The organism is Streptomyces sp. NPDC029296, assembly GCF_055569255.1.
The window spans coordinates 56,874-78,050 of the sequence record NZ_JBVHXT010000018.1 but is presented as its reverse complement, the minus strand read 5'-3'; the positions used below and the strand labels follow the sequence as shown (position 1 = coordinate 78,050).

26 protein-coding genes, 1 tRNA gene and 1 riboswitch are annotated in these 21,177 nt (G+C 67.8%); of the genes, 12 read left to right on the top strand and 15 right to left on the bottom strand.

Annotation, left to right across the window (positions count from 1 at the left end):
• Positions 1–4: 4 nt before the first annotated feature.
• From ACZ4W9_RS17885 to ACZ4W9_RS17875, 3 genes are all read right to left on the bottom strand, one after another.
• Entirely contained in the window at positions 5–325 is a 321-nt protein-coding gene (locus ACZ4W9_RS17885) for a DMT family transporter (protein WP_467936675.1), read from the bottom strand.
• 35 nt (positions 326–360) lie between these two features.
• Positions 361–432: riboswitch (guanidine-III (ykkC-III) riboswitch) on the bottom strand.
• A 48-nt stretch (positions 433–480) separates the two neighbouring features.
• Positions 481–840, bottom strand: a complete 360-nt coding sequence (locus tag ACZ4W9_RS17880; RefSeq protein WP_014672972.1) for a GroES family chaperonin — start codon at positions 838–840, stop codon at positions 481–483.
• Positions 841–863: 23 nt separating this feature from the next.
• Positions 864–1,193 (bottom strand): DUF3618 domain-containing protein, encoded by a 330-nt coding sequence (locus ACZ4W9_RS17875; protein ID WP_318203316.1) that lies wholly within the window; start codon positions 1,191–1,193, stop codon positions 864–866.
• Between the two features lie 102 nt (positions 1,194–1,295).
• On the opposite strand from ACZ4W9_RS17875, the gene bcp reads away from it, so the two are divergent.
• Positions 1,296–1,763 (top strand): thioredoxin-dependent thiol peroxidase, encoded by a 468-nt coding sequence (bcp, locus tag ACZ4W9_RS17870; protein ID WP_467936673.1) that lies wholly within the window; start codon positions 1,296–1,298, stop codon positions 1,761–1,763.
• A 46-nt stretch (positions 1,764–1,809) separates the two neighbouring features.
• A tRNA-Leu gene (locus ACZ4W9_RS17865) sits at positions 1,810–1,896 on the top strand.
• 4 nt (positions 1,897–1,900) lie between these two features.
• Here the strand turns inward: ACZ4W9_RS17865 and rdgB are convergent.
• Together rdgB and ACZ4W9_RS17855 are read right to left on the bottom strand one after the other, a co-directional pair.
• Positions 1,901–2,503, bottom strand: a complete 603-nt coding sequence (gene rdgB, locus ACZ4W9_RS17860; RefSeq protein ID WP_467936671.1) for an RdgB/HAM1 family non-canonical purine NTP pyrophosphatase — start codon at positions 2,501–2,503, stop codon at positions 1,901–1,903.
• A 26-nt stretch (positions 2,504–2,529) separates the two neighbouring features.
• The gene (locus ACZ4W9_RS17855) at positions 2,530–3,894 is read right to left on the bottom strand and encodes an SGNH/GDSL hydrolase family protein (RefSeq protein WP_467936669.1); all 1,365 of its coding nucleotides are present in this window, start codon (positions 3,892–3,894) and stop codon (positions 2,530–2,532) included.
• 193 nt (positions 3,895–4,087) lie between these two features.
• Between ACZ4W9_RS17855 and ACZ4W9_RS17850 the strand changes: the two genes are divergently transcribed.
• Both ACZ4W9_RS17850 and ACZ4W9_RS17845 read left to right on the top strand, forming a co-directional pair.
• Entirely contained in the window at positions 4,088–5,401 is a 1,314-nt protein-coding gene (locus tag ACZ4W9_RS17850) for a DUF445 domain-containing protein (RefSeq protein WP_467936667.1), read from the top strand.
• 61 nt (positions 5,402–5,462) lie between these two features.
• Positions 5,463–7,016, top strand: a complete 1,554-nt coding sequence (locus ACZ4W9_RS17845) for an MFS transporter (protein WP_467936665.1) — start codon at positions 5,463–5,465, stop codon at positions 7,014–7,016.
• Between the two features lie 3 nt (positions 7,017–7,019).
• On the opposite strand, the gene ACZ4W9_RS17840 is transcribed toward ACZ4W9_RS17845, so the two are convergent.
• Complete coding sequence (locus tag ACZ4W9_RS17840; RefSeq protein ID WP_467936663.1) at positions 7,020–7,505, bottom strand: hypothetical protein; 486 nt, start codon at positions 7,503–7,505, stop codon at positions 7,020–7,022.
• Positions 7,506–7,658: 153 nt separating this feature from the next.
• Between ACZ4W9_RS17840 and ACZ4W9_RS17835 the strand changes: the two genes are divergently transcribed.
• Positions 7,659–8,615, top strand: a complete 957-nt coding sequence (locus tag ACZ4W9_RS17835) for a GlxA family transcriptional regulator (RefSeq protein ID WP_467936661.1) — start codon at positions 7,659–7,661, stop codon at positions 8,613–8,615.
• A 52-nt stretch (positions 8,616–8,667) separates the two neighbouring features.
• Here ACZ4W9_RS17835 and ACZ4W9_RS17830 read toward each other — a convergent pair whose 3' ends face one another.
• Positions 8,668–8,970: a hypothetical protein gene (locus ACZ4W9_RS17830; RefSeq protein WP_318203324.1), complete on the bottom strand. Its 303-nt coding sequence runs from the start codon at positions 8,968–8,970 to the stop codon at positions 8,668–8,670.
• A gap of 169 nt (positions 8,971–9,139) precedes the next feature.
• Here ACZ4W9_RS17830 and ACZ4W9_RS17825 point away from each other — a divergent pair, with 169 nt between their 5' ends.
• Both ACZ4W9_RS17825 and ACZ4W9_RS17820 read left to right on the top strand, forming a co-directional pair.
• Entirely contained in the window at positions 9,140–9,568 is a 429-nt protein-coding gene (locus ACZ4W9_RS17825) for an Hsp20/alpha crystallin family protein (protein ID WP_467936659.1), read from the top strand.
• A 296-nt stretch (positions 9,569–9,864) separates the two neighbouring features.
• On the top strand, positions 9,865–10,350 hold the full coding sequence (locus ACZ4W9_RS17820) for a DUF2267 domain-containing protein (RefSeq protein WP_467936656.1): 486 nt from the start codon (positions 9,865–9,867) through the stop codon (positions 10,348–10,350).
• A 210-nt stretch (positions 10,351–10,560) separates the two neighbouring features.
• Here ACZ4W9_RS17820 and ACZ4W9_RS17815 read toward each other — a convergent pair whose 3' ends face one another.
• Positions 10,561–10,755 carry a hypothetical protein gene (locus ACZ4W9_RS17815; protein ID WP_467936654.1) on the bottom strand — a complete coding sequence of 65 codons (195 nt, stop codon included), beginning with the start codon at positions 10,753–10,755 and terminating at the stop codon, positions 10,561–10,563.
• 8 nt (positions 10,756–10,763) lie between these two features.
• On the bottom strand, positions 10,764–11,615 hold the full coding sequence (locus ACZ4W9_RS17810; RefSeq protein ID WP_467936652.1) for a DUF5753 domain-containing protein: 852 nt from the start codon (positions 11,613–11,615) through the stop codon (positions 10,764–10,766).
• Between the two features lie 268 nt (positions 11,616–11,883).
• Between ACZ4W9_RS17810 and ACZ4W9_RS17805 the strand changes: the two genes are divergently transcribed.
• Positions 11,884–12,528, top strand: coding sequence for an ATP-binding protein (locus ACZ4W9_RS17805; protein ID WP_467936650.1), 645 nt, complete (start codon positions 11,884–11,886; stop codon positions 12,526–12,528).
• 602 nt (positions 12,529–13,130) lie between these two features.
• Here ACZ4W9_RS17805 and ACZ4W9_RS17800 read toward each other — a convergent pair.
• The gene (locus tag ACZ4W9_RS17800; RefSeq protein ID WP_467936648.1) at positions 13,131–13,598 is read right to left on the bottom strand and encodes an NUDIX hydrolase; all 468 of its coding nucleotides are present in this window, start codon (positions 13,596–13,598) and stop codon (positions 13,131–13,133) included.
• A 360-nt stretch (positions 13,599–13,958) separates the two neighbouring features.
• Between ACZ4W9_RS17800 and ACZ4W9_RS17795 the strand changes: the two genes are divergently transcribed.
• Positions 13,959–14,936 (top strand): NaeI family type II restriction endonuclease, encoded by a 978-nt coding sequence (locus ACZ4W9_RS17795; RefSeq protein WP_467936646.1) that lies wholly within the window; start codon positions 13,959–13,961, stop codon positions 14,934–14,936.
• Here the strand turns inward: ACZ4W9_RS17795 and ACZ4W9_RS17790 are convergent.
• The 5 genes from ACZ4W9_RS17790 to ACZ4W9_RS17770 all read right to left on the bottom strand — a co-directional run bounded on the left by ACZ4W9_RS17790 (position 14,930) and on the right by ACZ4W9_RS17770 (position 18,736).
• On the bottom strand, positions 14,930–16,048 hold the full coding sequence (locus tag ACZ4W9_RS17790) for a DNA cytosine methyltransferase (protein ID WP_467936644.1): 1,119 nt from the start codon (positions 16,046–16,048) through the stop codon (positions 14,930–14,932). The two genes, ACZ4W9_RS17795 and ACZ4W9_RS17790, sit on opposite strands and share 7 nt — an antisense overlap.
• 115 nt (positions 16,049–16,163) lie before the next feature.
• Positions 16,164–16,982, bottom strand: a complete 819-nt coding sequence (locus tag ACZ4W9_RS17785; protein ID WP_467936642.1) for an NgoMIV family type II restriction endonuclease — start codon at positions 16,980–16,982, stop codon at positions 16,164–16,166.
• A 139-nt stretch (positions 16,983–17,121) separates the two neighbouring features.
• Entirely contained in the window at positions 17,122–17,520 is a 399-nt protein-coding gene (locus ACZ4W9_RS17780) for a very short patch repair endonuclease (protein WP_467936640.1), read from the bottom strand.
• A gap of 143 nt (positions 17,521–17,663) precedes the next feature.
• Positions 17,664–18,077 (bottom strand): NUDIX hydrolase, encoded by a 414-nt coding sequence (locus ACZ4W9_RS17775; protein WP_467936638.1) that lies wholly within the window; start codon positions 18,075–18,077, stop codon positions 17,664–17,666.
• A complete protein-coding gene (locus ACZ4W9_RS17770; protein WP_467936636.1) occupies positions 18,074–18,736 on the bottom strand; it encodes an NUDIX hydrolase in 663 nt (220 codons plus the stop codon). Before ACZ4W9_RS17770 ends, ACZ4W9_RS17775 begins: the two co-directional genes overlap by 4 nt.
• A 781-nt stretch (positions 18,737–19,517) precedes the next feature.
• On the opposite strand from ACZ4W9_RS17770, the gene ACZ4W9_RS17765 reads away from it, so the two are divergent.
• The 3 genes from ACZ4W9_RS17765 to ACZ4W9_RS17755 all read left to right on the top strand — a co-directional run bounded on the left by ACZ4W9_RS17765 (position 19,518) and on the right by ACZ4W9_RS17755 (position 21,137).
• On the top strand, positions 19,518–20,033 hold the full coding sequence (locus ACZ4W9_RS17765) for a nucleoside-diphosphate kinase (protein ID WP_467936634.1): 516 nt from the start codon (positions 19,518–19,520) through the stop codon (positions 20,031–20,033).
• 73 nt (positions 20,034–20,106) lie between these two features.
• Complete coding sequence (locus ACZ4W9_RS17760; protein WP_467936632.1) at positions 20,107–20,406, top strand: hypothetical protein; 300 nt, start codon at positions 20,107–20,109, stop codon at positions 20,404–20,406.
• 149 nt (positions 20,407–20,555) lie between these two features.
• Entirely contained in the window at positions 20,556–21,137 is a 582-nt protein-coding gene (locus tag ACZ4W9_RS17755; protein WP_467936630.1) for a hypothetical protein, read from the top strand.
• Positions 21,138–21,177 lie beyond the last annotated feature (40 nt).

Genomic DNA, 21,177 nt, shown 5'->3' with positions numbered 1-21,177 from the left:
CGGCTCAGTGCCCGCTGGTCGCCTTCAGCCCCACCACGGCGACCAGCAGCAGGCACACGAAGAAGATCCGGGCGGCGGTGACCGGCTCACCGAGCACCACCATGCCGAGCACCGCCGCCCCGGCCGCGCCGATGCCCACCCACACGCCGTAGGCGGTGCCGATGGGCAGGGACTTCGCGGCGCAGGACAGCAGGACCATGCTGGCGACGATGCCGGCGCCGGTGAACAGGCTCGGGACCAGGCGGGTGAAACCCTCGCTGTACTTCATCCCGATCGACCAGGCGACTTCCAGCAGACCGGCGACGACGAGCAGGATCCAGGCCATGACGGCACCTCCGAGAGACAGTGACTCTTCTTGGGGGTGCGTCGTCTTTGCCTTCGACCCGGTACGGCGCGTCTCGTCGGGTTCCTTCCAACGTAGCAAAGGCACGGCGAAGAGGGCCGGTGACGATGGTCACCGGCCCTCTTCGCCCACGCGTGCTACAGATACAGCCCCGTGGAGTCCTCCGACCCCTCGAACCGGTCCGCGGCGACGGCGTGCAGGTCGCGCTCGCGCATGAGCACGTACGCCACGCCCCGCACCTCCACCTCCGCCCGGTCCTCCGGATCGAACAGGACCCGGTCGCCGGGCTCCACCGTCCGTACGTTCTGGCCGACCGCGACGACCTCGGCCCAGGCCAGCCGCCGCCCGACCGCGGCGGTGGCGGGAATCAGGATGCCGCCCCCCGACCGCCGCTCGCCCTCACCGGTCTCCTGCCGCACGAGAACCCGGTCGTGCAGCATCCGGATGGGCAGCTTGTCGTGGTGGGGAGTGCTGTGCTCGTTTCTGTTGGCGCTCACGCGTCGAACCTACCTGTTCCCGGTCAGTCCCTGCGCCGCCGGGCCCCCAGGGCGAGCAGCCCCACGACCCCCACGACGACCATCGCCACGGGCACGACCCGCTCCAGCCGGGGCGCCCCCTCCTCGTCCGTGAACCGCGCCCGTACCTCGCTCACGACGCGGTTGACCTGAACGTACGCGCGTCCGACCGTGTGGTCGACGTTCGCGACGACCTTGGCCTTCGCGTCCCCGACGATGGTCCTGGGATGCACGCGCACCCCGATCTCGTCGAGCGTCTCGGCCAGCACTTCGCGGCGGCGCCTGATGTCCGCCTCGATCTGCGCCGGGGTTCTGGTGTCCGACGTGTCCGCCACCGTACGGCCTCCGAAGTCTGCCGAAGTCTGCTGCTGCTTTCCGAACAGTCTGTCAGCTCATGGCCGCACCGCACCGCAAGGGCCCCCGGTTACGCTAGTCCGATGAGCGAGCGACTCCAGCCCGGGGACGTTGCCCCCGCCTTCACCCTCCCCGACGCCGACGGCAACGAGGTGTCCCTTTCGGACCACAAGGGCCGCAAGGTCATCGTCTACTTCTACCCGGCCGCCCTGACGCCCGGCTGCACCAAGCAGGCCTGCGACTTCACCGACAACCTGGAGGTCCTGGCCTCCGCCGGCTACGACGTCATCGGCATCTCGCCGGACAAGCCGGAGAAACTCGCGAAGTTCCGCGAGCGGGAATCCCTGAAGGTCACCCTGCTGGCCGACCCGGACAAGCGGGTGCTGGAGGCGTACGGCGCCTTCGGCGAGAAGAAGCTGTACGGCAAGACGGTCGTCGGCGTCATCCGCTCCACGGTGGTCGTGGACGAGGACGGCAAGGTCGAACGGGCCCTGTACAACGTCAAGGCGACCGGCCACGTGGCCAAGATCATCAAGGATCTGGGCATCTGACGTCCCAGGGCGCCGCCCGGCCGTTAGCATGGCCGGGCAGCACCGGGCGGCCGTGGTGGAATTGGCAGTCACGCTGGGTTTAGGTCCCAGTGGGGTAACTCCCGTGAGGGTTCGAGTCCCTCCGGCCGCACCAGAGATCAGCCGAGCAGTTCCCGCACCACGGGAACGAGGGCGCGGAACGCCTTGCCCCGGTGGCTGATGGCGTTCTTCTCCTGCGGGCTCAGCTCCGCGCAGGTCCGCGTCTCGCCCTCCGGCTGGAGGATCGGGTCGTAGCCGAAGCCGTTCGTGCCGGCCGGGACGTGCCGCAGCGTGCCGCGCAGCTGCCCCTCCACCACCCGCTCCGTGCCGTCCGGCAGCGCCAGCGCCGCCGCGCAGGCGAAGTGGGCCGCGCGGTGCTCCTCGGCGATGTCGGACAGCTGGCCGAGCAGCAGCTCCAGGTTGGCCCGGTCGTCGCCGTGCCGGCCGGACCAGCGGGCGGAGAAGATGCCGGGGGCGCCGCCCAGGACGTCCACGCACAGCCCCGAGTCGTCGGCGACGGCCGGCAGACCGGTGGCCCGGGCGAGGGCGTGCGCCTTGAGCAGGGCGTTCTCGGCGAAGGTGACGCCGGTCTCCTTCACGTCGGGGACCTCGGGGAAGGCGTCGGCGCCGACCAGTTCGTGCGGCAGTCCGGCCTCGGCGAGGATCGCCCTCAGTTCGGTGATCTTTCCGGCGTTGCGGGTGGCGAGGATCAAGCGGGTCATGCCCGACAGTATTCCTCCCCGCCCGGTCACAGCCGCGCCTGCCCCGCCCCCTCCAGCGTCCGCAGGTCGAAGACCCGGGCCATGGTGCGGTAGCCCAGGTCGCTGGGGTGCAGGTGGTCCCCGGAGTCGTACTCGGCGCGCAGCCGGCGCGGGTCGTAGGGGTCGCTCAGGGCCCGGTCGAAGTCCACGACGGCGTCGTAGACCCCGCCCGCGCGGATCCGCGCGTTGACCTCCCGGCGCACCGCCTCCCGGGCCGGGGTCCAGCCGCGGTGGCCCCGGAAGGGCATCAGGGTGGCGCCGACGGTCTTCAGCCCGCGGGCGTGGGCCCGGCGGACCAGGGTGCGCAGCCCCTCGACGATCCGGTCGGGGTCGGCGAGCCGGCGGTTGCGCAGGATGTCGTTGACGCCGAGGTCGATGACGACGACCTTGACGCCCGGCCGGGACAGCGCGTCGCGGTCGAAGCGGCCGAGGCCGCTCTGGTTCTCGGCGGGCCGGCCGGGGCCGTCGGCGAGGACCTGGTTGCCGCTGATGCCCTCGTTGACGACGCTGTAGCGGGGCAGCCGCTCCCCGTCCGCCAGGGCCGCGCGCAGCCGCCCGGCGAGGACGTCGGGCCAGCGGCGGTCGGCGCCGGTGGTGGAGGTGATGCCGTCGGTTATGGAGTCGCCGAAGGCGACGACGGTCCCGGCGGCCCCGGAGCCGGCGACGTCGAGCGCCGTGAGGTAGCGCCAGGACGTGGTCGTGCCGGTGTACGGCGTTCCGGTGGTGTCCTCGGTGCGGTCGCCGCGGGCCGTGTACGACACCTGCCGGGCGTGCCGGTGGTAGGTGACCGGCCCGGACGGGTCGGGGGAGTAGGTGGTGACCAGCACGTCGGCGCCGGGCGGCAGCGTGACGCGCACGGCGTCGCTGACCACCTGCCCGCCGGCGGGTATGACCACGCCGGTCCCGCCGCCGAAGGTGAGCCGCCGCATCGTCTCCGCGTCGGCCGCCGCGGTGCGCCCGCCCGCGGCCAGGGCGAGCGAGGCGTGGGTCAGGGTGAGGTCCGACCGGCCGTAGAGATTGGACAGCGTCACCCGGGCACTCGTACCGCCGGCGCTGGTGTGCACCACGTTGCGGACCGAGTGGCCCGCAAGGCCGGCCGCCCGGGTGCCGGGCTCCCCGCCGACCGGGGCGGCGGCCCAGGCGCCGACCCAGGTGCCGGTGGAGGCGGGAGCGGCGAGGGAGTCACCGTGCGGGCGGCCGTCGGCGAAGGTGTCGCGGGGGGTGCCGGGGTCGGCGGCGACGGTGACGTAGATGCCGGCGGACACGGCCACGACCAGCGCGAGGAGCGCGCTCAGGACGGCACGGAGTTTCGCGGGAGACGCCCCCGCGTCCCCGTCATGACGCTCGGTCACTCTTGTGTTGTTCTCCTCGGGAAGGGAGCCCGGGGCTCCGGTCCTGCCGGGCCCATGATGCGTCACGGGCCGGGGAAGCCTGACAGGACCCTGCCACCGCTCCCGTGGATCAGACGCCGGGAACTCCCCTTCTGTTCCGGGAGTCGGACAGGAAGGGACAATTGTGGGCGGGATCACCGAACGGGTGGAGCTGATGGAACCGACAGAGACGAGCACGCCGGAGCGGGCCGCGTCGTACCGCACCATGACGGCGTTCACGCCGGCCGACGAGGAGCGCCGGCGCGGGGTACGGCGCATGAAGCTCACGGCGACGGGCATGCTGCTGTTCGTCGCGGTGGTCTACGTCCTGGCCAAGGTCGCCCAGAACGCGGGCGCCGGGTCCTGGGCCGGCTATGTGGCGGCGGCGGCCGAGGCCGGCATGGTGGGCGCGCTCGCCGACTGGTTCGCGGTCACCGCCCTGTTCCGCCACCCCCTCGGGCTGCCCATCCCGCACACGGCGATCATCCCGACCAAGAAGGACCAGCTCGGCGTCTCGCTGGGCGAGTTCGTCGGGGAGAACTTCCTCTCCGAGGACGTCGTACGGCAGCGGCTGCGCGCGGTCGGCATCGGCAGCCGGCTCGGCGCCTGGCTGGCCGAGCCGGAGCACGCCGACCGGGTGACCGCGGAACTGGCCACCGCCCTGCGCGGCGCCCTGACCGTGCTGCGCGACTCGGACGTGCAGGCGGTGGTCGGCGAGGCGGTCACCCGGCGGGCCAACGCCCGGGAGATCGCGCCGGGCCTCGGCAAGACGCTGGAGAGGGTCGTCGCCGACGGCGGGCACCGGCGGGTGGTGGACCTGGTGGTGACCCGCGCCCACGACTGGCTGGAGCTGCACCGGGCCGACGTGATGGTGGCCGTGGAGGGCGGCGCGCCCGGCTGGACCCCGCGGTTCGTGGACCGCAAGGTCGGCGAGCGCGTCTACAAGGAGCTGCTGCGGTTCGTCACCGAGATGCGGGACATGCCGACGCACCCGGCACGCGGCGCGCTGGACCGTTTCCTCACCGACTTCGCCTCCGACCTCCAGTCCGACACGGACACCCGGGCGCGGGTGGAGCGGCTCAAGACCGAGGTGCTCGGCCGCGGCGAGGTGCAGGACCTGATCGCGTCCGCCTGGACGGCCGTACGGTCGATGATCGTGGCCGCGGCGGAGGACGAGCGCAGCGAGCTGCGCCGCCGGGCGCGGTCCGCGCTGCTGTCCCTGGGCGCGCGGATGGCCGCCGAGGCGAAGATGCAGGACAAGGTCGACGCCTGGGTGGAGGGCGCGGCGGTGCACGTCGTGACCACCTACCGCAAGGAGATCACCTCCTTGATCACGGACACCGTGGCGGGCTGGGACGCCGAGCACACCACCCGCAAGATCGAGGCCCACATCGGCCGTGACCTGCAGTTCATCCGGATCAACGGCACGGTGGTGGGCTCCCTCGCGGGGCTGCTGATCTACGCGCTCTCGCGCGGCCTGGGGGCCTGACCGGACTGTTCCGGCGCGGGCCGGGCACCCGGTTCTCCGTCCTTCGAGGAGGAGGGGTCAGATGAGCGAAGCGGAGACGCCGCCGGTGGGGACCGGCCGGACGATCACCACCAACATTCCCGCCCGGCTGGACCGGCTGCCCTGGTCCCGCTGGCACTGGACCATCGTGATCGGGCTGGGCACCGTATGGATCCTGGACGGCCTGGAGGTCACGGTCGTCGGCAACATCGCCAGCCGGCTGTCGGAGTCCGGCAGCGGCCTGGCGATCTCCTCCGGGCAGGTCACCGGCGTCGCCGCCGCGCTCTACGTCGCGGGCGCCTGTGTCGGCGCCCTGTTCTGGGGCCGCCTGACCGACCGGTTCGGCCGCCGGAACCTGTTCATGATCACCCTGGCGGTGTATCTGGCCGCGACCGCCCTCACCTCGGTCTCCTGGGAAGCCTGGTGGTTCTTCCTGTTCCGCTTCCTGACCGGCTTCGGCATCGGCGGCGAGTACGCGGCGATCAACTCCGCGATCGACGAGCTGATCCCGGCGGACTACCGCGGCCGGGTCGACCTGATCATCAACGGCAGCTTCTGGCTCGGCGCGGTCGGCGGTTCCCTGCTGTCGATCGTCGCGCTGAACACCGACCTGCTGGCCGCGAACGTCGGCTGGCGGCTCACGTTCGCCCTCGGCGCCGTCCTCGCCCTCGTCATCCTGCTGGTACGACGGCACGTCCCGGAGAGCCCGCGCTGGCTGCTGATCCACGGTCGGGACCGGGAGGCCGAGGAGATCGTCTCCGGCATCGAACGCCGGGTGGAGGCCGAGCGCGGCGAACGGCTGCCCGAGCCCGAGGGCGAGCTGGAGATCCACCAGCGCGAGAGCGTCTCCTTCCTGGAGATCGCCCGCACGGTCTTCGGCCGCTACCGCAGGCGCGCCATCCTCGGCTTCTCCCTCTTCATCGGCCAGGCGTTCCTGTACAACGCCATCACCTTCGGCTTCGGCGCGATCCTGACCAAGTTCTACGACGTGCCCTCCGACCACACCGGCTACTACTTCGCGGTGATCGCGGCCGGCAACTTCTGCGGCCCGCTGCTGCTCGGCAAGCTCTTCGACACGGTCGGCCGGCGCGTGATGATCTCCTCGACCTACCTGCTGTCGGGCCTGCTGCTGTTCGGCACGGCCCTGCTGTTCGACCGGGGCGCGCTGAACGCGGCCGGGCTGACCGCCTGCTGGTGCGCGGTGCTGTTCTTCGCCTCGGCGGGCGCCTCCAGCGCCTACCTGACGGTGTCGGAGATCTTCCCGATGGAGACCCGCGCCATGTCCATCGCCTTCTTCTACGCCCTCGGCACCGCGGCCGGCGGCGTCAGCGGCCCGCTCCTGTTCGCCGACCTCACGGGCACCGGCCGGGTCGGCGACACGGTCCTGGCCTTCTGCATCGGCGCCGCGCTGATGTGCGCGGCCGGCCTGGTGGCCGCGTTCCTGGCGGTACGGGCCGAGCGCCGCTCCCTGGAGGACATCGCCCGCCCGCTGACGGCGGTGGCGAGCCGGGCCCGGGCGGCGGCGGGGCCGTCCCGGGGCGCGTCGGGGCCGCGGGGCGGCGGCCCGGCGGCACCGCCGGCGGCGAGCAGGCCGTGAGCGTCAGGCGCCGGTGGTGGAGCCCGGGCGGACGATCATCAGGACGGTGACGGCGGCCCACAGCAGGTTGAAGACACCGGTGGCCATGGCGAGGCGGGCGGCGGTGCGGGCGCCGTCGCCGCCGCCGGCTTCGAGGAGCGCCGCCTGGGCCGGGAGGATCACGGCGGCCAGGACGAGCGCGGCGAGGGCGGTCAGCGCGATGGACACGATCAGCCAGGCGCTGCCGAGCACGCCCATGCGGCTCGCGGTGGCGAAGCCGAAGACGGGAACGACGACGCCGACGACGGCGTAGACCCGGCATATCCGGTGCAGCAGGTCCAGGGTCCCGGTGCCGCCGTCCGCACCGGGACCGGTGCCGTCGGCGGCACCGGGACCGGCGGCGGCCAGGGCCCGGCGGGCGGCGGGCGGGAACATGCTGGCGGCGACGGCGACGGGACCGATGGCGAGGATCGCGGCGATGACGTGCACGGCGAGGAGGAACTTGGTCACGGGCCGACGCTAGGGCGCGGCGTGATCGCGGAGAAGCGGCACGATTGCCACCTCCCGACGGATTCCCGCCAGCGGTCAGAAGAACTGGCCTGCCCACGACTTCCCTCCTGGAGCGGCCTTGGCGGGAACCGGTTGACCGACTAGCTTCCTGCCATGCACACCGTGGCCGTACTGGCGCTGGACGGCGTCATCCCGTTCGACCTGTCCGCCCCCATCGACACCTTCGGCTGGGCCCGGCTGCCCGACGGCCGGGAGCCGTACCGGGTGCGGGTGTGCTCGGTACGCGAGGAGGTCGCCTCGGGTGCCTTCACGGTCCGGGCGCCGTACGGCCTGGGGGCGCTCGCGGAGGCCGACACGATCATGCTGCCGGGGGTCGCGGACCCACCGGAGACGCTGCCGGCCGGGGTCGCGGAGGCGCTGCGCGCGGCGGCGGCGAACGGCACCCGGATCGCGTCGGTGTGCGTCGGCGCGTTCCTCTTCGCGGCGACGGGATTGCTGGACGGGTTGCGCGCGACGACCCACTGGGCCGCGGCCGGCGACCTGGCGGCGCGGTACCCGGAGGTGACCGTCGACCCGAACGTGCTCTACGTCGACAACGGCCAGTTCCTGACGTCGGCGGGCGCGGCGGCGGCCCTGGACCTGTGCCTGCACATGATCCGCAGGGACTTCGGCTCGGCGGTCGCCGCGCACGCGGCCCGGATGTCGGTGATGCCGCTGGAACGGGAGGGCGGGCAGGCCCAGTTCATCGTCCACGACCTGCCCCCGGTACCGGCCGGCGCGACCCTGGAGCCGCTGCTGCACTGGCTGGAGGACCACTGCGACCGCGATCTGGCGCTGGAGGAGATCGCGGCGAAGGCCGGCATGAGCACCCGTACCCTCAACCGCCGCTTCCGCGACCAGACCGGGACGACACCGCTGCAGTGGCTGCACCGGGCGCGGGTGCGGCGCGCCCAGTACCTGCTGGAGACGACGGACCACCCCGTGGAACGCATCGCGGCCCAGACGGGATTCGGCTCCCCCACGGCCTTCCGGGAACGCTTCCGGAGGGTGGCGGGGACGAGCCCGCAGGGGTACCGGAAGGCGTTCCGGGCGGGGGAGAGGGTGTCGTAGCCGCCGTTGCCGTTGCCGGTGCCGTGGTTGCGGCTATGGGCTGCGGGGGTCGTCAGGCCTTGCGGTCGGCGACGGCCCAGGAGGCGGCGGCGACGGCGCCGGCGACACCGAGGACGGACGGCCAGGCGCCGACCTTCTTGGCCAGCGGGTGGGAGCCGGCGAAGGCGGCGACGTACGCGGCGGTCAGCGCACCCGCGGCCTTCCCGCCGGCCCGCGCACGCCACTGCTGCGCGGCGGCGGCCCCGGCGACGGCCAGCACGGCCCCGCCCAGCTGCCGCTTCTTGGTCCAACGGGCGACGCCGTAGCCGCCGACGAGCCCGGTGGCGGCGACAAGCGCGCTGGGAACCCTGGCCATGAGTGCCTCCTGGCAAACCCTCGTTGATCCGTCGTACCTGCCCCGAGGTTAACGCGCAGGTCGGAACGGAAAACGAACCTGAGTCGAGGCTTGTCAAGTTTCCAGCCGAGAGTTATATAAGAAGCCGAAGGGCATCGCACACAGCGCCTGAAGAGAGGAGTGACCTGTGATGCTCATGCGCACGGACCCCTTCCGCGAACTCGACCGGCTCGCGCAGCAGGTGCTCGGCACGAACGCCGGGGGCCCGGCCGCGATGCCGATGGACGCCTACCGGTCCGGGGACGCGTTCCTGATCCACTTCGACCTGCCGGGCATCGACCCCGAGACGATCGAACTGGACGTCGAGCGCAACGTCCTCAACGTCCGCGCCGAACGACGCGGCCCCGCTCCGAAGGACGCGGAGATCCTGGTCGCCGAGCGGCCGACGGGCACGTTCACGCGCCAGCTGTTCCTGGGGGACACGCTCGACACGGACCGCATCGACGCCTCGTACGACGCCGGCGTCCTGACCCTGCGCATCCCGGTGGCCGAACAGGCCAAGCCCCGCCGCATCCAGATCACCGGCGGCGGATCGGGCCGCAGGCAGATCAGCGGCTGAACCGACCGGTCCCGGCCGCAGACGGCGCCGCCCGCCGGCCGAGGCGAGGACGCGTCGTCCCCGGTGCCCGGAGCGGGCCCCGGGGACGCGCCCGACGACAGCAGCCCCGTCCGAACCCATCACCAGCACAGGCACTCGGCCCACTCGGCCCCCACGAACCACTCCCACATCCAGCCACCCACACACTCGGGCAGCACCACCGGCCGCACTTTGGCCGAACTCCCGCTCATGCCCGACGCGTTACGGGGTACCGGGTTTGCGGTGCCCCGCAGTGTCCCGGAGGAGGAGCCACCACGATGACCGTGACGACCCCGCAGCCCAGAACCACCATCCCCGCCCCGACCCCGTCGGTACGCCCCCGCACCCGGGACGCGGCCGAGGACACCGGCTGGCTGGAGCTGACCGAGACGGTGCGTGAGGCGGGCCAGTACCCGACGGGGGCGGAGGCGGAACGCATCACCCGCATCGTCCTGACGGCCCTGGGCGGCCACGTCACCGGCGACGAACGCGTGGCCCTCGCGCAGGCGCTCCCCCAGGAGGCGGGCCGCGTCATCGCCTCCCAGATCCCGGCGACCCACCCCCTGACGGCCCGCGAGTTCGTCGACTTGGTGGCCACCCGCATCGAGGGCGCGACCCCGGCCACGGCCCGCTGGCACGTCAGCTCGGTCCTGAGCGTCCTCTCCACCCACGTGGGCGAAACCCTGACCACCCGGATCCTGACCCAGCTGCCGCCGGGGTACGCCCTGCTGTTCGGCCGGGCGGAGCTGGCGGCGACGGCGTAGGTCATAGGAGGGCCTTGGGCGCCGCGGCTGCGATGGGCGGCGCCCAGGGAGAACGTCTGAAGGGTCAATTCTTGCTCCAGAGAGCCAGGGCCTCACTGATCAGGTTGCGCTGTTCGTGCCCCGGGTGACCGGGACGGCGACGGCCCGACGGTGGCAGCGAGGCGCTCGGGCGCGGTCCGGCCGGGGACCCGGTCCGACCGAGCGGTTCTCTCACTGCAACAGATGGTCCGCCTTACCGGCCTTGATGTCCCGGATCATGGTTCGGAGAGCGTCTCGACTGTCTGTGATGAAACGGTCTTCCTGACCGAGCACCGCTATGTATGCGTTACCTGCTTCATCGATACCTATCCGGAAGCACGAGTTGCCTTCCCCGCAGAACGGCTCTTCCCAGTGGATCTCCGGCATGAAGCCTCCTACAGCCTGTGTGCGATAGCGCGGATGAAGTCCCTGGAGTCGTCCGGGGAAAGGGCCAGTTCCTTCATCCGTTGCAGGAGGGCACGGTACTTGGTCAACTCCGCCTCCTCGTAGAGGAAGACCGGGCCATGTGAGTTGTCGACCTGCACAGTATCCAACTGCTCGGTCACTCCTTCTGCGTACAGAACCGTCTGCCCCGCTCCGGGGAACGCTCCGTGAGCGAAGGGAACGACGAGGACGGTGACGCCTTCCTTCTCGGACTGGGCGAGCAGGTACTCGAGCTGCTCCCTGGCGACCTGCACACCCCCGAACTGCATACGAAGTGCTGCTTCGTGGATGATGCCGGTGAAGGGTGTGGCTCCATCGGCGTTGAGCAGCTCTTGACGACGGCTCCGATACGCCGCTCTCATCGCGACCTCGTGTTCCGGCAACCGGGGAAGGACCGCGCGAAAGACGGCCAGCGCGTAATCGGTCGTCTGAAGCAGGCCGGGAATGTGCACGGTGTACGACGCGCGCATGCGGGTGGCTCGCGCTTCCAACTCTGCAATGTCCAACATGCCTTGCGGCAGAACACCTCGATACTGCTCCCACCAGCCAGGCGCGCCGGGTGAAGCCATGTCGACCAACTCGGCGACGTACCTTTCGTCGGTGCAACCGCAGTGGTGGGCCAACGTCAGCAGCCGGCCTTCGCTGATGTTCCGAACGCCGGACTCCATATAGGAGATCTTCCCGCGGTCGACGCCGAGCAACTTCGCAGCGGCATCCGCGGGCATGCCTGCCGCAATCCGCATCCTGCGCAGCTCGTGCCCGAGGCGCTTCTGTCGCTGAGTGGGGGCTGGCTTCGAGGGCATGCCGTTCCTTCCGTGTGCGCGCTGACAGTCTGCCGTGTCTCAACGACTCGGACCACGATCGAGCTAATTTGCCGGACTCATGTGGCAAAATTGCCTCGACATCTCTACGTTGGGTGCTGCGCTGTCGCGGACAGTGAGCAGAAGTGCATCGTGCAGGTTCGCCGGACTTCTCCTGCCCTGGGAGCAGGGCGCCTGCGCCAGGGCGACAGGCCACTGCTCATCGAGCCGTTGACGGCACACGAGACCCTTTCGTACTAGGAGGTCGACCGTGAACCACGACAACTGCCTGCCGCGCTCGGAGTTGCAGGTCCCCTTCACGGCAGAATCTCGCGAAGTCCCTGCTCTTCGTCGGATCATTCGGCAACATCTCGCCCACTGGGGACTGTTGGGTGTAGCGGAGGCCGCGCAGCTCTGTGTCAGCGAACTGGCCACGAACGTGATCAGGCACGTGGGAGTCGGTGTTCGGGCCACCTTGGTGGTTTCGATGGAGGGCGCCAACCTGCGTCTGGAGGTGCGGGATCCGTCAATGGACCAACTGCCGACGTCGGTCCGGACAGAAGGCCAGGAAGAGGGCGGGCGAGGTCTGGCTCTGGTCGACGCGATGTCTGAGAAGTGGGGTGTTTCCCTCAGAGCCGACGGGAAAGCCACGTGGTGCGAACTGGCCACGACGCTGACGTCACCGCATGGCCACGTTCCGGACCACCGCGTCTCCCGAGCCGACAAGCTGCTGACCTCCTACGGTCAACAGGTCTGCTGCTCCCTCGACCTCAGTGGTTCCCCTTTGGCCCGAGCGGCCGAGGATGCCGTCAGGTTGATTGCCGATCTCCTCCATTGGGTGGAGGCTCACGGCCTTGACCCGGAAGCAACCCTCGAGAGGGCGCAATCCTGCTTCGACAGGGCCTCGGCAAGGTGAGTGAGGTGGAGAGCGGAGACGGAGCGCAAGGCTTTGCGTCGAGGCTCAAGTGCGACGCAGATTGGCACGACCCCACCTCGCTTTCCCTACTTTGTAGGATCGCCGGTGAAGCAGGGATTCTGAAAGGAGTGGACGTGGTGCCGGTGGCGACAGATTCCACACGCAGGGAATTTCTGTTGATCGTTCCCGTTGCGGAAGACTTGGTTCTTGCGTCACCCAGGTTCCCTTGGTGCGACGTGGAGCCACCTCTCGGCACGGAAGGAATCGAAGCCGCTCGACACGTGCTCGATCGCATCCAGGACATCGCTCGGCGTACCGAGGTAGGCATATACGCATATGGATGGCCCAGGGTGGCCGTGGAACTGGAACGGGTGCGGGCCATCCTCGACCGAGCACAGGAAAGCTGACCGCTCTGCCACGGAGTCGATCTGTCCGGTGTTCGAGGTGTTTCTGTGGCAAATCAGCATGCGTGCGAGTGCCGCTGGACGAAGTGTGGGGGGAGACGGCAGGATCTTGGCACGGGCAGCTTCATCGCCCGATGCATACGCCGTGCGGTGCCGGAGATTCTCTCTTCCGGAGGAGGTCGAGACGGCGCCGACGGCTCAGCCGAGGTAGGGGTAGGTACCGGCCAGGTAGTCCCCGATCTGCTGACGCATGCTTGGGTGGATGTCGTACTGGTCGAGGTCGGCCGGCTGGACGAAGCGCACCCCGTCAGCCTCGTCGTTGATTGTAGGAGTTCCGCCGATGAGGCGGCCGATGTAGGTGTTCTCGTACTGCTGGCGGATCTCTCCGTCGCTGTAGGCGACGATGTGGTTCGGGTTGGTGTAGACGCCGAGGAAGCCGGTGATCTCGGCGATGATGCCGGTCTCCTCCAGGCACTCGCGCACCGCGCACTCCGCCGCGGTCTCGCCGATGTCCTGGGCGCCTCCGGGAAGCGCCCACTGGCCGGTGTCGCGGCGGCGCTGGAGGAGGATGGCGCCGGTCTCGTTGACGACGAGCAGGTTGCTGGCAGGGATGAGGGTGTTTGCTTTCGGAGCGGCCGGGTCGTTGTAGTACTCAGTCCTGCCCATGGCCGAGGGTCCTCTCATGTCCGGGTGCCTACAGCGGTTCAGTGGCCCAGCGGGAGTCGCTGTTCTGAGCGTAACTGTCCAAGCTCCGCTTCCCCCAGATCCCTTGGGGGAGCAGAGGGGTTCGCGCTGACCGGATGGCACGGCGCAGGAGGCCTCGGCCGACAGTACGTCAGCGTGCCTTCAGCCTCGGCGGGCGGAGTTTCGCCGATTACCTCTCCACGACCTCGGCTTGTGACTTCCTCACCCTCCGGGGCATCGAAGCGCAGGTGCCTCCGGTCCTCGTCTGCGGCGTGCTCGGGGAGCATTTTGGCTGCACACAGGACCTGGTGAACTATTGGCGTCGCGATCTAGGGTGACGCCATGTCGATTGATGAAGACGTCCTGTTCGATGAGCCCCATGCCCTGAGGGCACATGAGACCGAAGGGACGCCGGGGGAGAGCCACGACAGAGGCATCGAGCAGGTGGTGCGGTGGTTCCGGAGCCATACGGACTTGGAAGGACGGTTCTCTTCCGTACTCAGACAGGCCCTGGACGAGGTGCTGGACGGGCAGAGAACCGGAAGGTATGACGTCAACGACCTTGAGAAGACCGAGAAGACCTACTTGGGAACGAAGGTCGAGATCGTTTGCCGGGCAGCGTTCGACTTGCCCGTCGGCAAGGAAATGGACTACCGGATCGGTACTCAGGAGGTGGATGCAAAGTTTTCCCTGGAAGGGACTCGGCGAGCAAATTGGATGATCCCGCGGGAAGCCATGGGGCACCTCTGCCTTCTGATGTCGGCCAACGACAGGGAGTCAACCTTCAGGGTCGGTCTGGTGCGGATCTCCGAAGATATTCTGACACGTGGTGGGAATCAGGACGGAAAACGCTCGATCTCTTCTTTTGGACGGCGTCATATAAAGTGGCTGTTCGAAAAGGGGAAGCTTAAGAGCAACCTTCTGTTGGGGCTCGACCAGGCCACCCGTACAGCTCTGAAGCAGGTCCCGGTCGGACAGAACCGCGTGGATCAGCTCTTCAGGCACGTTCACGGTCGCATTATCGACAGGAATACGGTGGTGACGGTCGCAAAACAGTTGGATGCCCCAAAGCGCGTCAGGGACGCGAGACGGAGGCTCGCTTCGGAAGGAGTAGTCATCCTGGGACACCAGAAAGACAGCCCCCAGGTAGCCAGGGCACTCGACCTCCCGATACCTGACAAGGGAACCTGGATCGCGACTCGACTGGTTCCTGCTCCGCCTGTCGGCGACCGCAGACCCCGGGTTTGGATCGGTGACACCGCGTACGTCACGGCGAGGCCGGACGAGGCACTCTGTCCGGCACCCGTCATCGACTACTGAGCGCTCAAGATGTAGGGCTTGATCTGTCGAGCGATCGCCTCGGCGAGGACCGTCGGAACGGCGTTACCGATCTGCTTCGCAATCTGGATCTTCGTACCGCACCACTGATATGTGTCCGGGAAGGTCTGGAGCAGAGCAGCTTCGCGATGTGTGATGGGGCGATCCACGCGATAGCCGTCGGGGCCGGGCTCCCACTGAGGATGCAGATATTGCCCCTTCTCGGGCTTGTAGAACTCGGTTCGGATGGTGAGCGACGGCTCGTCCCATCGCATTCGTCCCATGACGTCGGTGGTTCCGGTGGGCTTGTTCTTCCAGCAGTTGGGAAGCAGATCTTCCGGCAGATCGAACCGTCCTCCACCGGGCGGGATATGGGCATAGCGGAGCAACGAGACTTCGGTGGGCGTCCGCCCGATGTGCAGATCCTCGCTCTTGTAGATACCCGGCACTGTTTGACCGAAGAATGTCACCTTCGACTCGGGAAGCGACTTGACGGCCGGCATGTCGAGGAGTTGTTTGCCGCCGAAGGCATCGCGGACCGTGCGCCATCTCTTCAGCCCCAGCGGGTTTCCTTGTCCGTGCGTGGGTTCCGGAAGCGGAATCTTTCCGATGCGGGACCCGATCACGATCGTGCGCTTTCGGCGCTGAGGGGCACCGTAGTCCGCGGCCATCAGCAGGCCGTAGGAGAGTTCGTACCCTTCCAGAAGGCCGCCGGGGCGCACCTCTGCCTGAAGCAGCGCGAACTCGGACGACTTGAGGAATCGATCGACGTTCTCGATTACGAAGACCTTGGGGCGGGCGTGCCTGACGAAGCGGATGTACTCCTTCCATAGCTTGTTGCGCGGGTCGTTCACATCTCTGGTCCCCAAGTTCGAAAAGCCCTGGCACGGTGGGCCGCCGATGATCACGTCAGCCCTGGGGATCTCGCTGTCCTTGATGTCTTGGATATCCCCCCAATGCATGTGGGACTCACCAAAGTTGGCGGCATAGGTAGCCGCCGCATGAAGATCCCATTCAACCGCCATGACCGATTTGTACCCTTTTGCGGCGACAAAGCCGGATGTCATGCCGCCGCAGCCTGCGAACAGGTCGATCATGGAGATGCGCTTAGCCATGCTGGACAGGTTAATCCCAGGGACTGACAGTCGGCCTTGATGGGCGTGGTGAGATTGAGCGCGCCGAGGCCGTTGGGTCGTTCACCTGGGGCGGCAGGGGGCGAGTCGTGCGATGTCAGAGGGTCGCAACGTAGGTGCGCAGCTCGTCGTAGTCACGGACTCGCCGCTGGTCGAGCAGACGCTTGAAGGTGTCGCGCATCTCGAGCGTGGCTTTGTGCTTCGTTCCGGAGCAGTACTCGTCTATCGCATCGCAGAGGGCCGGTAGGTGCAGGTGGTAGACGCAATCGACATCACCTGAGCCGCGCCCGAGGATTGCGAGCATGGACGGGCGGGGCTCCATGGTCACTGCGGCGAAGTGCGGCATGCGACCTCGACGCAGTGCAGCCATCTTCGCGCCCTGGCTCCTGCAGTCCTGTGCTCTGTCGGTTCGAAGGGTCCACTTCAGTGAGAAGCCGGCCACAAGGTGTCGTCGCTGCGTTGCTTCGTCGTCGCTGTTGGGCAGTTTCCGTGAGACGGTGACGTCGAGCTTGAGCAGCGACTCTTCGCCCATGAGGTTGAGGAGTTCGCGACGGCGGTGGTCGGCCAGGTCGATCTGTTCGCGGATCTTGCTCAGGTGTCCCACGACCTTGTCGAGCACTTCTTCATCGAGGCCCGCACGTACCGAGTACTTCTCCAGTTCGTTGACAGCCTGTGCTACCTCTTGGCCGAGGTCGCCTCGCAATTCTCGTACAGCGCCGAGGTGGGTAAACTGTTCGAACTCGGAAAATGCTTTCTCCGGATCTACGATCAGGTGTGGCGCCTTCTCCTCCAAGGCGCTCTTGAGGTCCGCAGACAGCAGGAGCGTCATGAGTTCGCCGACTTTCTTACCCTCGCGCTCTTCTGGAAGGGCTGCATCGATGGAGACTCCCATGGCCTCGAAGAAGAGTTTTCCCAACTTAACACTACCGTCGGATCCGGCGTCGGATGTGTTGGGCCTTCCGTCGCGGTATCCGCATAGTGAGCTGACAAATGAGGCAGGCATGCGTGCTCCAATAGGGAAAGTAAATTCGATTCAGAGTGCGGTGCGGGCAGGGTCACCTGGTAATCTTGCGTGGCAACTCGCTTCGATGGGACCAGATGTCGGTTACGGTTGCAGCAATTTCGTCCGGCAACTCGTGCTCCCAGAAGCGAAGGACGATCCAGCCTTGCGACTTCAAGTGCTCTGTTGTTTCCTGGTCGCGGGTCGCGTTCTTGGACAGCTTTGAACGCCACCATTCCGAGTTGGATTTCGGATGTGTTGCATGCTCTGGGCAGCCGTGCCAGAAGCAGCCGTCGAGGAAAACTGCGATCTTCGCTCGACTGAACGCGATATCGATGGTTCGGCGTGGCATTCCCGGCACGGGGAAATTGACCCTGTAGCGCAATCCCATGGCGTGAAGCAGCTTACGCACTGCCACTTCGGGCGCTGTATCGCGCGAGCCCTGCTTGCTCATCCGGGCGGAGACGCTGGGGGAGGACGGGACGGCACCATGCACAGGGTCATTCTGCCGGCGTGTTCGTCGCGTTGGTGAAGGGTGGGCGGCCTGCTCCTGCCAAGCCGTCATCGAGCTACTGTGAGCGGATCACGGGCGGACCGTCACTGGCTCAGTGCAGCGTCGAGGTACGCCTGTACCGGGCTGAAGAGGCCATACGGCACATATTCGGCGATCTGTGCATGTCGGACCCACTCGACCTTGTCCAGCTCTTCGTCGTCCGCGACATAGGGAGTTCCGGACTCCACGGCGCAGGCCACGTACGACATGCTTCGGCCGGTCTTGGGGTGGACCCGTTCCCCGAGGAGCTTGAGCGCGGTGACGTGCATGCCGACTTCTTCGAGGGTCTCGCGAACAGCCGCTTGCTCGGGGCTCTCGGGCGGCTCGATCTCGCCTGCCGGGAACTGCCACGAAAGCTGGCCTTCCGAGACCCGACGACGGACCATGAGAACACAGCCGTCCCGGGTCACGATGGCGGCTGCGATGCCCGGTCGCTCTTCTTCTGTGTGTTCGGTCATGCGTCTTCCTCCAATGCTGCCAGGATCGGCCGATAGATCATGGCGGTGGGGATGAAGCGGCCCACCGCATCTTTCGATACCCAGGTCACGTCCACGTTCTCGATCACATCACAGTTCGTTGCCTCCCCTGCCAGGTACTCGCAGAGGAAGTACAGGCAGTGGACGCCGGTCACCGGGTGCACTCGCTCGCCCAAGCTTCGCCGCACTGCGCAGTGCACACCTGTCTCGTTCAACGTCTCGCGGAGCATTGCAGCCTCCGCTCCGACTCCGGGCTTGATGACACCGGCGGGGAACTGCCACGTGATCCCGGATGCATCGTCGCCGCGACGGCAGACCAGAAGCACCTCCTCGTCGCGGACGACGACTGCAATCGCGACGCGCAGGGCCTGTGGTCGTGCTCCTGTGACTTCCCTGCTCTCGTTGCTGGAACTCGCGACCAGCAGAGCGAACCGCTGTCGAGCCGTGGCAGGCGCGCTCTCGAGAACGGCATCGAGGAGTTGCTGCATCTCGGTACGCGGCACCACGTCCGGGTCGGAGTGCCAGGTGGCGACCGTTCGCGGCGAGATGCCCATGCGGCTGGCAAAGGCCTCGTGGGTCAGACGAAGAGCGGCCTGGAGCATACACGCACGGTGGCCGTTCCAAACGTCGATCACTTCCATCGCGGAGCCTCACGGATCGGGGCGACAAGGTGCACGGTTGATGTGCCGAAACTGCACGCTCGTTGCACTGGCAGTTCATGGTGAGGAGAGGCATCGACCGGTTGACTCTCGGGTGTGTCAATCGAGACCCCGCGATCCGCCTCGCGTACGTCGGCGTGGCCAGCATGCAGCCGTCCGGACATCGTAGGCACAGACCCATGCGGGATCGGCGTGTTCACGGGTGTTCAAGATGCCTTGGCGAGATCAAGCCGCGAGAACCTTCGATACCGCCGTCCGGTTGGGATGTCGTGGCAAGCCCCCGGACGGCGACCGGGCCCGTGAGCCACCTGGCGAGCGCAGGCCAGCAACCCGCAAGCGAGCCATCGAGGGAGCGAAGGTGTCCGAAAGACGGCAGGGTATGGCCGGTCACCGCTCTCGTCCCTGCGGAAGCGGAGCTGCGAGACGGAGTCGAGTACCTCGTGGGGCGATTCTAGTGGGCCTCCCAGGGCTATTCACGGAACGCAGCCACCTACTTGCTCCTCGTTTCCTGCTGCCCCTGACGCGGGCGCTCCAGTGCCGTGTCTGTCGCAGGGAGAGGGCGGCTGTTCGTCCCCCCGGGGGGCGACAGTGCGGTTGAGTGCCTTCATGCGACTGTCGGATCGCCCTACAAGAAGGGTGGGTAATCATCGACCTCCGGGGCTCAACTACCGGCGGAATTAAGGGCCTTCGAGCGCCTGTAACCTCTGTCCCTGGCGTTCTGAACAACCGTCACATGACCCTCGGAAGAGATGAGAAGGGAACCATGGCGCAGGAACAGGAACAGGAACAGAAGGTGGAGCGCACGCTTGTGCTCCTCAAGCCCGACGCGCTCGTGCGGGGCTTCGCCGGAAGGATCATCGCCAGGTTCGAGGATGCGGCGCTCAAGATCGTCGGCGTCAAGATGAAGCAGATGGATGCCGAGTTCACCCGGCGCCACTACTTCGACCTCGAAGACCGACTGGGCCCCGAGGTCTACGAGTTCACTGCCCGGTTCATGCAGCAGGGACCGGTCATCGCGCTGGTGCTCGAAGGCTTCGACGCCATCGCCACCGTACGCAAGATCGTGGGCAGCACGTACCCGAACGAGGCTCCGGCCGGCACGATTCGTGGTGACTTCTCGCACTACAGCAGGGGAGCCAGCATCGCGTCCGGCAAGGCGGTCGCCAACCTCGTGCACGCCTCCGGCAATGAGGAGGAGGCCCAGCAGGAAGTGGAGCTGTGGTTCGACAAGAACGAGCTGCACGACTATCGAACGCTGGCAGAGATCTACACCTACTGAGCATGGCGACGTCACCCTCCGCGCTTCCACGCGTTGAGCACTACCTGGCACCACCGTTAGCAGAGAGGGCACCATGACCAACCAGACCCGCGCCGCCTCTGTCCAGGAGCTGGAAACCACCTTCCAGCAGGAGCTGGCGAGCGACCGATGGGCGGCAGCGGAGAGCGCCTATGCCCTGGCCTCTCGATACCGGGAGGAGGGCGACTGGGAGAAGTCCCGTGAGTGGGTGAAGCAGTGCCTCCAGCTCCTAAAAGGCCTGTCCACCGACACGATGGAGCAGGTCGCCACTACTCGCACGTCGGTCGGCGGCGTCGCACTACCGAACTACCTTCACGAGGGCGTTGTGCGTGAGCGGTTCGGTGAACTCGCCTGACCCTCCGTGCACCACTCAGGCGGCGGTGCGCGCAGCCCGCTGTCCGCACCGCCGCCGTACAACCTCAGATCGCACTCCGTACCGAACCAGCCACTGCCGTCTGCGCAGGTTCGGGCGGGTCAGCCATGCCTGAAGAAGGGATCAGACCGTTGCCCCTGGAGATCGAGATGCGCGCCCGATTCGACGAGGCGGTTCACGACCGGCTCAGCGCCCGGCTGGAGCAGGAGGGCACCGACCTGGGCCGCGACGACAAACACATCCACTTCTACGTCCTGCCGGACAAGCTCCTGAAGGTCACCGACAATACCGCCGCCGGGACGGCGAAGATCACGCTCAAGCACAGCAAGATCGGCCAGGGCGTCGCGTTCCCCGAGACGGAGATCGCCATCGGTCCCGAGGACGTGTCCGCGGCAGTGAGGGTCTTCAACGCACTGGGCTTCGAGCCGCAGATGCATCAAGCGTTCAACAGGCGTCACAACTACCGCTTCCGAGGCGTGGAGATCGCCGTCAAGTGGAGCGAGGCATGGGGGCATCACGCCGAGTTCGAAGTGCTGCTGGACGACAACGCGAGTGACGCCGCACGGCGGGAGGCGACTGACCGTATTTTCGCCGTGGCCAAAGAGCTGGGGGTCACGTTGATGACCGAGCAGGAGCTCGCCGATTTCACCGCTGCGTTCGAGGCTGGGCAGGCCGGCAATGCCGCCCCTGCAGAGGTCGAGCACCAGGGCTGACCGTCATCCGTCTTTCCGAGGAACTCAGGGGGTAGGCCCG